The sequence below is a fragment of the Nocardia sp. NPDC058058 genome, from assembly GCF_042885355.1.
Classification (GTDB): Bacteria; Actinomycetota; Actinomycetes; order Mycobacteriales; family Mycobacteriaceae; genus Nocardia.
In genome coordinates, this window is record NZ_JBHVSA010000001.1 from 182,090 (window position 1) to 194,924 (window position 12,835).

Annotated in this window: 5 protein-coding genes; all 5 read left to right on the forward strand. The window is 68.3% G+C overall.

Features of this window, described 5'->3' with window-relative positions; all coding sequences use genetic code 11:
* The first annotated feature begins 20 nt into the window (after positions 1 to 20).
* The 5 genes from ACFVUS_RS00855 to ACFVUS_RS00875 are packed head-to-tail and all read left to right on the forward strand — an operon-like array spanning position 21 to position 12,834.
* Complete coding sequence (locus ACFVUS_RS00855) at positions 21 to 2,420, forward strand: hypothetical protein (protein ID WP_387761043.1); 2,400 nt, start codon at positions 21 to 23, stop codon at positions 2,418 to 2,420.
* Positions 2,417 to 3,385, forward strand: coding sequence for a hypothetical protein (locus ACFVUS_RS00860; protein WP_387761044.1), 969 nt, complete (start codon positions 2,417 to 2,419; stop codon positions 3,383 to 3,385). Before ACFVUS_RS00855 ends, ACFVUS_RS00860 begins: the two co-directional genes overlap by 4 nt.
* A gap of 9 nt (positions 3,386 to 3,394) precedes the next feature.
* Positions 3,395 to 6,349 carry a beta-ketoacyl synthase N-terminal-like domain-containing protein gene (locus ACFVUS_RS00865; RefSeq protein ID WP_387761045.1) on the forward strand — a complete coding sequence of 985 codons (2,955 nt, stop codon included), beginning with the start codon at positions 3,395 to 3,397 and terminating at the stop codon, positions 6,347 to 6,349.
* Positions 6,346 to 9,360 carry an amino acid adenylation domain-containing protein gene (locus ACFVUS_RS00870; RefSeq protein ID WP_387761046.1) on the forward strand — a complete coding sequence of 1,005 codons (3,015 nt, stop codon included), beginning with the start codon at positions 6,346 to 6,348 and terminating at the stop codon, positions 9,358 to 9,360. The genes ACFVUS_RS00865 and ACFVUS_RS00870 overlap by 4 nt, the downstream gene beginning before the upstream one ends.
* 6 nt (positions 9,361 to 9,366) lie before the next feature.
* Positions 9,367 to 12,834: an AMP-binding protein gene (locus ACFVUS_RS00875; protein WP_387761047.1), complete on the forward strand. Its 3,468-nt coding sequence runs from the start codon at positions 9,367 to 9,369 to the stop codon at positions 12,832 to 12,834.
* Position 12,835 lies beyond the last annotated feature (1 nt).

Here is a 12,835-nt window from a genome sequence, read left to right on the forward strand (position 1 = left end):
AAACAGAGTGAGGACGTGTGTTGATCAGTGAATCTGCGATCGGAATTCCCCGTATACCGGACCGCGGGCACGAGAGTGAGATAGCGCGCCGCCATCGACTCTCCTGGATTCGGGAGCTGACCGGCAGCGAGCTGTCCTCGCTGGATCGCTTCCAGCTCAACCCGACTCGACTCGTCGGGAATGTGGAGAACCTGATCGGCAGTGTCGAGATCCCGGTGGGATTGGCCGGTCCGCTGCTGTTCGAGGGCGAATACGCGCACGGCTGGATCGCCGCGCCGTTCGCCACCACCGAGGGTGCGCTGGTGGCCTCGGCCACCCGTGGCGCCCGCGCGGTATCGGAATCGGGTGGTGTGCACACCCGGGTGCTCGGACAGCGCATGGTGCGTTCACCGCGCTTCGATCTCGACAATGTCGTTGCCGCACAACTTTTCGGGCGCTGGGTGCAGGATCATCACGCGGAGCTGGCGGAACAGATCGCCACGGTGTCCCAGCACGCGCGGCTGGTCGGACTGCGGCCGTTGCAGGTCGGTCGCAGCGTCGACATGCTCTTCGAATACGAGACCGGGGACGCGTCCGGCCAGAATATGACCACCGCCTGCACCTGGCACGCCTGCCAGTGGATCGACGCGCAGCTGCGGGACCATCCCGAGATCAGCATTCGGTCCTACTGCATCGAGGGCAATGCCGGGGGCGATAAGAAGATCGCCCAGCGCTCGCTGGCCAATGGCCGCGGTATGCGTGTCACCGCGGAATGCCGGGTGGACGGCGACACGCTGCGGCGCGTGTTCAAGGTCGATCAGGCCGATATGGTCCGGGCCTTCAACATCGGCGTGCAGGGTTCGGCGCTCAGTGGTGCGCTGTCGCCGAATATCAACGTGGCCAACGCGATTGCTGCGATCTTCGCCGCCACCGGACAGGACATCGCGTGCGTGCACGAGTCCGGTTCCGGTCTGCTCGGGATCGAGGCGGACGGCGACGGCATCTACGCGTCACTGCTGTTGCCCGCGCTCGCCATCGGCACCGTGGGCGGGGGCACCCAGCTGCCACAGCAGTCCGACTACCTCGAGATGATGGGGTGCGGCGGCACCGGCACGGCCCGCCGACTGGCCGAAGTGATCGCCGGATACGCACTGGCACTTGATCTTTCGACGCTCTCGGCGGTCATCGGCGGACAGTTCGCGACCGCGCACGAGCGGCTCGGCCGCAATCGCCCGGTCAACTGGTTCACCGACCCCGATCTGACCCCCGAATTCTTCGATACCGTGCTGACCGCCCGCGAGCGCCCGGTCGAGACCGTGAAGGTGATCGGAAACTCCACCGCCGCAAGCGTTATCAGCGAGCTCACGCAGCGGGTGAGCATGCAGAAGCTGGTCGGTGTGCTGCCGGTGGACGTGCACTTCCTCGACGATCCGAACCCGCTCGAGGTGATGGTCAAGGCCAAACCCCTCGACGGTGAGGTGGTGCTGGCCGCGCACCGCCTGGTATCGCTGGCGGGCGGGCCGCTCTCGGAGGCCTGGGCGCGGGCCGGTGACGCGGGCGGCTTCCTCGGCACCCATATGCGGGAGCTGGAGCTGTACCGCAATCCCGGACCGCTGGCGCGCATCATGCCGCACTGCTACGGCATCTACGAAGCTCCGGAGCGGGAAGCGTTCCTGCTGGTCCTGGAACGACTGGGCGATAACGTCATTCTCAAGGACTCCGCGGACACACCCGAGCGGTGGACCGCGGCGCATATCCACACCGCGCTGCGCGGGATCGCCGATATCCACGGCCACTGGTACGGCCGCGTCGACGAACTGCTGGAACTGCCCTGGCTCGGCCCGCCCACCGAGGCGCCGCGGCTCGCGGGCATGGCCGAACTGTGGCGAGGACTCTTCAGCCATCATCGCGCCGAGTACCCGGAGCTCATGCGGGGACCGTGGCTGGACCGCACGCTGGAGCGCATCGACACCATCGGGGATTGGTGGCAGCAGCTCGAGGCGATGCCGCGCACCCTGGTGCACAACGATTTCAACTCCCGCAATATCGCGCTGCGGCGCTCGCCGGACGGCGGTGCGGACACGCTCGTCGCCTACGACTGGGAATTGGCGAGTATCCATCTGCCGCAACGTGATCTGGTGGAATTGCTCGCCTACGTGCTCACCCCCGATGTCGACGCCGAGACGGTCGAGGCCCACCTCGAATTCCATCGCCGCGCCGTGGCGGACGCGGCGGGCGTGGAGATCGATCCGGTGGTGTGGCGGCACGGCTACCGACTCGCGCTGGCGGACTTCACCATTCGCCGTCTCTCGCTGTATCTGCTGGTGCACACGGTGCACGGCCTGCGCTATATCGAGCGGGTGACCGCGACGGTGCGGCGGCTGGACGACATCGAAGCGGAGCTGGCATCTCGATCGACCGGACAGGAATTCCACGCGTGACCACTCTGACCGCAACCAGCCAGTCCCCCTTCGCATTGCGGCTGCTGGCGTACTCCAATGAACGATTCCCGGCCTGGCAGGTGCTCGGGCAGTTCCCGATGTTCCTGGTGGCCTACCTGTTCGGTCAGGTCATCACCGGTAAGACCGCCGGGTTCACGGTGGATCTGTTCGTCGGCTTCGCGGCGTTCGTGGCCTACACGCTGATGGTGCGGACCATCGACGACCACAAGGACGCGGCGCACGACAACGCGCACTATCCCGAGCGGGTATTGCAGCGCGGGCTGGTGACCTTCACCCATCTCAAGATCATCGGCGTGATCAGCCTGCTGGTGGTGCTCGGTGGCACGTTCTATGTCGATCGAGGCTTCGGGCCGGTATCGGTGTGGCTGCTCGGCATTTTCGTCTCCAACAACCTGGTGCAGTTCGTTCAGGTGAAGTGGGCCTGGATCGGGGAATGGCTGGAGGCGCGGCGCGTGCTGCTGGCGCTGTCGGTGATTCCGTTCTGGGGGATCGGCGCGGTCTGGGCCGCGCAGATGGGCGCGGGTGCGCAGTGGGTGCCCGCGAAGGTGTGGTGGCTGGTGGCGCTGTGGTCGGTGGCGGCGCTGCTGCTCGAGATCGCGCGCAAGTCGCGCACCCCGGAGGACACCCGCGAGACGGTGGTCGACTACACCAAATCGGCGTCGTCCTGGACGCGTTCGCTCGGGTTGACCGGGACCGTGGTGGTGCTGGCGGGGCTGGCGCTGGGCGTCACCGCGCTGGAATTCGCCGCCCTGGCCGCGATCGAGCGGGGCGTGGGCTGGGCGTACGCCGCCCTCGCCGCGACCGCGCTGCTGCCGGTGATCGCCGCGATCGTGTTCTGGCGCAAGCCGACTCGGGTCGGAGCCAAGAACGTATCCGAGGCGTCGGCCAGCGTATGGCTGATCGGCCAGATCATCTTCGCCGTCGCGATTCTCACCACCGGATAGGAGGCGTCCATGAAGTTCGCCATCATCGGGGCGGCGATCAAGGTTCCGGGGGCGACCGATATCGATCTGTTCCGGACCGAACTCGACCGTGGGGCAACCCATTTCGAGTCGGTATCGCGGGAGCGGGCACTGGCGTCCGGGCTGACCGCCCAGGACGTCGGGCACGCCAACTATGTCGCGGTGGCCTCGCCGCTGGCCGGTGCCGAGGAGTTCGATCGCGAATTCTTCCGGATGAGCGCCGCCGAGGCGCGCTGGACCGATCCGCAGCAGCGACTGCTGCTCACCCTGACTCATCAGGCGCTGGAGTCCGGTGGAATCGCCACCCGGGACGCCCGAATCGGTTCGTACGTAACAGTTTCCGAATCCTCCTATCTGCGAGGGCGTGCCGAGCCGGGCAGTACGGCACGGGTCGACTACCAATCGCTGATCGGCAACGACCGCGATTTCGCCGCCGCTCGGCTGGCGTACCGGTTCGGTTTCACCGGTCCCGCCCTCACCATTCAGAGCGCGTGTTCGAGCTCGCTGGTCGCACTCCATCAGGCATGTGCGGGACTGGCTTTCGGTGACGCGGATATCGCGGTGGTGGGCGCGGCATCCCTGAGTTTCCCGCAGCCGCACGGCTATATCGCCGAAACCGGCGGCATCATGTCGCCGACCGGCTCGTCCCGGCCGTTCGACGCCGAATCCGACGGCACCGTGCGCGGCAGCGGCGGCGGTGTTGTCATGCTGCGCCGCCTGGAAGACGCACTGGCGCAAGGTGATCCGATCCTCGCCGTGGTCGCCGGCAGTGCGATCAACAATGACGGCGCGCAGCGCATGGCCTTCAGCGCACCCGCGGTCTCCGGACAGGTCGACGTACTCACCGCCGCGCTGCGCCGCGCCCGGATCTCACCCGACGAGATCGGGTACCTGGAAGCGCACGGCACCGGCACCCAACTCGGCGATCCCATTGAATTCCGTGCCCTCACCAGGGCATACGCCGATACCGGCGGCCGCACGACCCGCTGCCACCTCGGCTCCGCCAAGGCCAACCTCGGCCACCTCGATGCCGCCGCGGGCATGATCGGCCTGCTCAAGACCATCCTGACCCTCGACTCCGGCCGCATCTTCCCGCAGCCCGGCTACCGCACCCCCAATCCGGCCATCCCACTGGACGATTCGATCTTCACGATCGCGACCGCCCCCGTGCCGAGCCCGGACCTGCAATACGCGGCGGTCAGCTCCTTCGGCATGGGCGGCACCAACGCCCACGTCATCCTGGAACGCGCACCCCGCCGCGCACCGTCGAGTGCGACCGGCGGCGAGGTTCGAATCACCCTGTCCGCGCGCTCGACCGCGGCCCTGCGCACCTACCGCGACCGCCTCGCGGCCTACCTGCACGACCACCCCGGCGCGGACCCGATCGATATCGCCGCCACCCTGGCCGCGCGCACCGCACACCCCGAGGCGATCTGGGTCGCCGATGTCCGCTCACTCGCCGAACTCGTCGACCGACTCCGTGCTGGAGAGACGACCGCAGACGGTACGGATGAGCTCGCCGTGCGGCACACTCGGGCCGACGGTGATAAGCCCGGTTCGTACGAGGGTGGGCAGCGAATCTGGTTGCCGCCCGCGCCTTTGGCCGAGACCTTCCATGGATTGCCGCTTCTACGGGATGACCCGACGCGGGTTTCGCCGACTTCGGAGCACGGCTCGGACACGTCGGCTGGGGCGGATGCCGCTGCCGCGCCGGGCGGAGTGGACGGTTCCGGCACATCGAGTCGAACCGATATCGAAGGTGTGCCGGGATCGGCGCGGGCCGCGACCGCATCCGGTCGGGCGGCGAGTCCCGCCGCACCCGGCGGGGTGGAAGCCGATGTGCGGGAGTTGTTCCTGCGGCTCGCGGGGGATGAGCTCGGGGCCGGGGTGGATGAGGGGACCGATTTCTTCGCCGCCGGTGGGGAGTCGATCGCGCTGGTGGCGATTGTCGGGAAGGTGACCGATCGGATTCCGTTCGCGGTGGATTTCGCGGCGCTGGACGGGATTACCACGGTGGGTGATCTGGGACGGGTGCTGGCCGCGCAGGCCATGGCGGCCGTTGGCGGTCGAGATCGGTTGCCGGCTGGGCAGGCTACCGCCGCCCCGGGGAGCCGAGATGGGTTGCCCGCTGGGCAGGCTACCGCCGCCCCGGGCGGCCGGAATGGGTTGCTGGCGTTCGGGTCCGGGGAGCCGATGATTCACCTCTTCCCGCCCGCCGGGGGGACCAATTACTGCTATGCGGCGCTGTCGCGGGTGGTTCCCGAGCTCGGGTTGGCGGCGTTCCGTGCGCCGCATCCGGCCGGGGGATCCATCGAGGAGATCGCGGCGGCGTGCGTGGACGATCTGCGCGCGGCGGGGGCGATCGGCGATCGGCTGGTGCTGGGCGGGTATTCGTTCGGCGGAAATGTCGCGTTCGAGATCGCCCGGCAGCTCGAGCAGACCGAGCGGGTATCGGTGCGCCACGTGATCATGTTCGACTCGTTCGCCCCCGATGCGTTCGGCGGCGTGCGCGCGGATTCGGATCAGCTGGTGACCGAGGTCGAGCGGCGATTGCGGACCGCGGCGTCGGCGCTGCCGGGGTATCGCGCGGCGGCCGATACCGATCGGAGCGGGGCGACCGTGCTCGATTCCTTCCGGGATGTCTGGCTGGCCAATACCCGTGCGCTGGAACGGTATCGACCCGCGGGCCGGATCGGCGCACCGATCACCGTCTTGCGGGCGCGCACGCCGCTGAGCGCGCCGCGCGCGCGGGCGCTGGGGATCGATGTCGGCGCGACCATGTCCTGGCAGCGGCATACCCGCGGCGCCGTTCGAATCATCGACGTGCCGGGCGACCACTACACCCTGTTCACCGATCCGGCCCATGTGTCGGTCGCCGCAAAGGTTTTCGCGCGAACCCTGCGTTCGGTGCGTTCCGTCGACCGCGAGGAGGCGACAGCTTCGTGAGATATGCGACCCCCAGTCAGCGCCGTTTCGTACTGGCGGCCAAGGTGCGACCGGACGATCCGGCGTCGAATTGGTCGCTGCTGTCCCGGCTACCCGCCGGGGCGGATCCGGTGCGCTTCGCCGCCGCGGTCGAGGCGGTGCTGCACGGCAATGACAGCTTCAACGAGGTCTTCGAGCTCGACGCGGGCGGCGAGATCATCGTGACACCGACGTCCATCCGCCAATCCTGTTCGGTGCGTGCCTATTCCGATATCGACGCGGTGCGCGATCGCGTGCGGGAACTCGCGGATGAGGCCTTCGAGCTGTCGGCCGCCCCGCTGTACCACGCCGAGGTGGCGGTGGTCGGCGCGGAATCCTATTTCCTGTTCGCCGGTGCGCACGTGCTCTGCGACGGATTCGGTTTCTACAATCTGATCGGTGATTTCGCGGCCCGGTACGCCGATCCGGGCCATATCAGCCCGAGTACGAGTTCACCGGTGGACACCGCGGAACCGTATGGAGCGGATCCCGCTGCCGCGCAGCGCTATTACGCCGAGGAGTTCGCCGGTATCGACAGCCTCGGCATCGACGGCTGGGATCGCCGGGACGCCCGGGGCCGGGTCGCGGGGGAGATCCTGCGCCATGCGCTACCCGGCGCGGACTATCGCGCCGCCGGAACGTTGGCGAAAAAGCTCGGGGTGCGCCGCTATTCGGTACTCCTGAGCAGCTACGCGCTGACCGTCGGCTGCCTGTCCGGCCTGGACTCGGTGGTGGTGTCGGTGCCGATGTCCAATCGCCGGGCGAGTGCGGCCGCGCAGGCCACCCGCGGGGTGCGGGTGAACGCGCTGCCGGTCCGATTCGATCTGAGCGGCGCGGCGACCTTCGGCGACCTGTGCCGCACCGCCGACCGCCAACTCGCGAATCTCATCGAGTTCGAACAGTTCGCCTTCGCGGACTTCTCCCGCCGCGTGATCGCCTCGGATTCCGTTGACGCCGTGCAGCCTTCGGTGAGTTTCACCGTCTACCCGCGCCCGCTGGCCGTGCTGATCGACGATGAGGTGGGCGTACCGGTCCATGTCGATCGGCGGTACATCCAGTACCCGCTGTCGATCAACATCGAGGTCGGCACCGATGCGGCGACCTTGATCATCGAACGCGCCGATCACCTGCCGCGGGCCGATATCGGTGCGCTGTACACCCGGGTGCTGCGCCACGGCACGACGGCCGCCGATGCGCCGCTCACCGAATTGCGCTGGGCGACAGCGGAGTCCGCCGCCGAAGTGCTGCCGCAGACCCGATTCCCCGAGCAGACCCTGGTCGAGGCGTTCCGGGCGGCCGCCGCGAATACGCCCGATGTGGTTGCCGTGGTCGACGATTCGACCGAGATCACCTACCGCCAGCTGGACAGCCTGTCCGACGACATCGCGAGCTGGATCGTGAATACCCTGCCTGAGCACCGCATCGGCGTCCGGCTGGGAGCCTCCGTGCGCCAGGTCGCGACGCTGCTCGGGGCATTCAAAGCAGGGAAGATCTATGTGCCCATCGATCCGGCCTCGGGGCCGGGACGGTACGCACAGGTCGTCGCAGGCTGCGACGGGTTGACCGTACTGGTGGACGCCCCGGATCCGGTCGAGGGCGCGCGCGAGATCCGGCTGCCCCTGGAATTCACCCCGGCCACCCCGCTCCCCGCCCCGGCCGCGACCACCGATCTCGCCTACCTGCTGTTCACCTCGGGCACCACCGGAACCCCGAAAGGCGTTCAGGTCGAACACGCTTCGCTGACCCGCTTCTTCGACGGGCTGCGCCGGGCGATCCCGACCGGCCCGGCCCGGCGCTGGCTGCTGTTCCATTCGGTGGCCTTCGACGTCTCCTTCGCCGAGACCTTCGGTGCGCTGCTCAGCGGCGGCACCGTCCACATCCCCGCCGACGCGGTGAAACGCGATCCGCATCGACTGGCGGAGTACATCGCGGAGCATGAGATCGCGGTGCTCTCCCAGACCCCCTCGGCCTTCAGCATGGTGTCCGGCCGCCTGGGTGCTGCCCGCGCCCTCGAATACGTGGTGCTGTGCGCGGAGCGCCTCGAATACTCCTCGGTGGCGGCTTTCGTCGCCGCACGGCCCGATGTGCGGGTGGTGAACAGCTACGGCATCACCGAAACCACGGTCTATCACACCGCTTTCGCGCTGCCCGCCGATCCGGCCGACTTCCCGGCGGAATCGGTGATCGGCAGGCCCTTCGCCGATGTCGGCATGGCGGTGGTGGACGAGTCGCGGCGCGTACTGCCGCGTGGGGTGCCCGGCCAGCTGGTGGTGAACGGTCCGGGCCTGATGCGGGGTTATCTGGGCCGCGATGATCTGACCACGGCGCGCATCGTGGATATCGACGGCGTGCCGTCCTATCTCTCGGGTGATCGCGGATACCTCGATGCCGCGGGACAATTCGTGATCACCGGCAGGCTCGACCGTCAGGTCAAGATTCGCGGACACCGTTGCGAACTGGGCGAGATCGAACACGCGGTCGCCGCCACCGGGCGGACCGAGACGGTGTATGCCACCGTCTACGGCTCGGGGCTGACCGCCGAACTCGTCTGTTTCGTTGTGCTCGCACCGGATTCGGGATCCCTCGACGAGGTGCGCCGCGAGGTGCGCGCCGCGCTGCCGCGCTATCTCGAACCGGATCGCTATCTCACGCTCGCGGCCATGCCCATGAACGCGAACTCGAAGGCTGACGCCTCCGCGCTCGCCCGCCTGTACGAGGCGGAAACCGCTCTCCCGCAAGAAATCACGCTGGACGGTCCGGCCGATCGCGCCGAAATCCGGGAGGTGGTCGACGCGATCTGGACCGATGTGCTCGACGGTGCCGAATTCGACGGCTCCACCCGCTTCTTCGACGCGGGCGGCACCTCGGCGATGGTGATCCAGGTCGGCGAACGCCTGCGCGCCCGTCTCGGTGTCACCGATATCCACGTGGTTGACCTGTTCGAATACTGCACGCCGGATTCGCTCACCGGCTTCCTGGTCGAGAAGGTGTGATCGGAAATGACAGAACTCTCGACGTCCGCGCACGACTGCGCCGAATTCACGCTCATGTGCGGCTGGCTGCTCGACCCGAACCCGAACGCCGGGATCGATCTCGCCGATGAGGATGACGGCTGGCAGCGCCGCACCTATCCCGAATTGCGCACGGCCGCATGGCGTATCGCGGCCCTGCTGCGCGAGCGCGGGGTGCGCCCCGGCGACGGGGTGTGCGTGGTGCTGCCCACCGGTTTCGACTGCATCGCCTCGATGTACGCGGTGTGGGCGTGCGGCGCGACGCTGAGCCTGGTGCCGCCGCCGGTATTCGGTGGCGGCGAGGAGTACGTCGCGCATCTGCGCGGCATCCTCGCGCAGGCGCTGCCGCGGCTCGTGCTCACCTCGGCGGATATCTCCGAAACCATCGGGCGCGCACGCGATTCGCTGGAAGACGCCACCGAAGTGCTTGTACTGCGAGGTATTCCGGATGGCACCGGTGAACCGTTCCAGCGAACACCCGTGCACGCCGAGGATTTCGCGCTCGTGCAGTTCACCTCCGGCTCGCTGGGTTCCCCGCGCGGTGTGCGGATCAGCTGGCGGAACCTGGGCGCGAATACCGCGTTCATCACCTCGGCCGTGGACTGGCGCAACGGTGATGTCACGGTGTCCTGGCTACCGCTCTATCACGATATGGGCCTGATCGGCGGCCTGCTGGCCAGCGTCGCCAAACAGGGCGAGCTGCGGCTGATGCGCCCGGATCAATTCGTTCGCGATCCCGGCCGCTGGTTGCGTGCGCTCGCGGGTGCGCACCATGCGGTATCGCCGTCATTCGGTATGGGCTACACCGCCAAACGGCTGCGACCCACCGATCTCGCGGACCTGGATCTGTCCGGTCTCCGTTCGCTCATCACCGGCGCGGAACCGATCGATATCGCCGATGTGCGTGCCTTCACCACACTGCTCGCGGACACCGGCTACCGCCCGGAGAGTCTGCGCCCGGCCTACGGTCTGGCCGAATCCACGCTCATGGCCTCGATTTCGGTGGCGGGTCGGGTGCCCGCCGCGCTCCGGATCGACAGCTCGACGCTGCGGTTCGGCGCGCAGGTGCGGGTGCTCGGCACCGGCGCGGTGGACGGCGGCGAACTGTCCGGAGCCGGATGGGTGGTCGGATTGGGTTGTTCCACCACCGAATCCACCATCACCATCGTCGATGCCGAGGGCACACCGCTGCCCGAGGGGGTACTCGGTGAGGTGGTGATCGCCGGACCGTCCGTGGCCGAGGGCTATCAGCCGATCCCGGGTGAGTCGGATCGCGAGGGTGCGACGCGCTTCATCGACGGCGCGGTGCACTCCGGCGATGCCGGATTCCTGCGCGACGGCGAACTCTATGTGCTGGGCCGCATGGGCGCGAGCATCAAGGTGCGCGGCAAACCGGTCTTCATGGAGGACGTCGACCATCGCGTCGCACACGAAACCGGGCTGGCCAAACACAGATTCGCGGCTGTCGCCATGCAGGGCACCGGCGCTGATCAGGGCATCGTGCTGTTCGCCGAGGCGCAACCGGGCGACTGGATCGAGGTGGCGCGCAAGGTGCTGCGCGGCGACCTCGGCCCCGCACAGCAGCTGACCATCGTGACCGGCCGGACCGGTCTGATCCGCCGCACCTCCAGCGGTAAACCCCGGCGCAGGCTGATGTGGGAGCTGTATCGCGGCGGTGAACTCGGCGAGGGCGTCACCGTGCACGGTGCGCTGCGCGGTTCCGAGGTGACCACCGCCGGACCGCGCCGCCCGGCCCAGGCGCTGCTGTCCGACGGCGAGATCGAGGATCTGCTGACCGCGGCCCTGGCCGTGGTGGACATCCCCGCCGAATCGACCGTCCTGCTGGAGGGTTCGATCGCCGAGGGTTTCGGCAATACCGGCTCCGATATCGACTTCCTGGTGGCCGTACCGGGTGCGGACCCGGCCCCGGAGATGCCGACCGTACTGTTCCTCGGCGGTCGCCGGGTGGAGATCCGCACTCGATCGCGGGCACAGCTGGAGGACCAGCTTGCCTACGCGAGACAGGCACAGCCGCACGATGATTCCGATCCAAGCGCGTTGATCGCACTCAATCAGGATGTGCTCAACCGCTGCCAGCGATTCCTGCGCGCCACCGTGGTGCGGTCCGGCGCGGTGGATATCGCGCGGATCCGCGAGCAGTACCCCTACGCCGATTTCGCCGCGCTCATGAGCGCCTGGTGGTTCGCCAGGGGACAGCAATCGCTGCGCCAGGCCGTGGCCATGGCCGCGCTGGAGGCATGGCCCGAGGCCTCCGGCTGGGCCCGCGACGGTCTGCTCGATGCGATCAAGGGCTGGGCGGCCGCGCGCGGGGAAACCTATATCGAGTCGAAGTGGGTCGGCCCGCAGCTGGATCGCCTCGGCGAAGACGCGGTGGCGCAGCGGTATTACGACCTGCTGCATCGGCTCACCGATGCGGTGACCGGTCCCGCCGTACTGGATGAGGTCCTGGAATTCGTGGTCACGCTGGGCCACCCGATCGTCCCCAATGATCCGAAGATGGTGCGGCTGAGCCGAATCGGCGGCATCACCTCGTGGCCGATCGACGGCCGCATTCACGTACTGCGCGCCGATCGCGAGGTCTTCGTACTGTCGGACCGCGCGGCCAGATCCTGGCGCTCGGTGGTGTTCGGCCGTTCGCTGGCCGATGTGACCGCCGGTGCGGGCGCGGCATCGCATGCCGATCTCGCCGAGTTCACCCGTCTCGGCCTGGTCGGCCTGAGCTGGCGGGACGCGGGCGCGCTGCGACCCGCCGTGGCCATGGTCAAGGTGCTCGGGGCGTACACCCCTCCGCCCACCACCGCGCCCGTGCTGGTGGGGTTGGGCGGCGGCGCGCGAGACGCGGAGCGGCCCGTCACGCTGTCCCCATTGCCCGCGGCCAGATTCACCGAATGCGCGTCCGCGCTGGTGTGGTCGAACGTCATTATCGAGAACGCCCGGGAAGATCTGGTGGGTGCGCTGGAACAGCGCCAGGGCCGGGTGGCCGAGGCCGCGACCGAACGCCTGGTGCGCGGGGTGGTGCGAATGCTGTTGTCCACCAACGGATGTGCACCGCTGCCGCCCGATATCGCGGCGATCGCCACGCTCGACCGGCTGCTCCCGCCGAGTGCGGATCGCGCCGAACTCATCGCACGGGTGCGGGCGGCGCAGGCGGTGCGTTTCACCGAGCTGATCGAATCCGGCGGCGAGTACGCCGGGCTGGCGACGGTGGACGCCCTGGTCGAAATCGCCCGGGGCGTAGCCGATCTCACCTTCCCGGCCGCATTCGATTCGCATGAGCAATGGCGGCGCACCCTCACCATCACCTACGACTGGCTGCGCCTGGCCGCCTACCTGAACACCGAACTTCCGATCGACGAGGTGCAGGACCTGCTGGCGTCCGGTGGCGCCCAGCCGCATCAGCGTCATCGGGCCAGTGAAGGAGAAGAGAACCGTTGAC

Excerpts from the sequence above, each read along its gene's own strand:
- ACFVUS_RS00875 (WP_387761047.1), top strand. The coding sequence starts at position 9,367 with ATGACAGAACTCTCGACGTCCGCGCACGACTGCGCCGAATTCACGCTC.
- ACFVUS_RS00865 (WP_387761045.1), top strand. The coding sequence starts at position 3,395 with ATGAAGTTCGCCATCATCGGGGCGGCGATCAAGGTTCCGGGGGCGACC.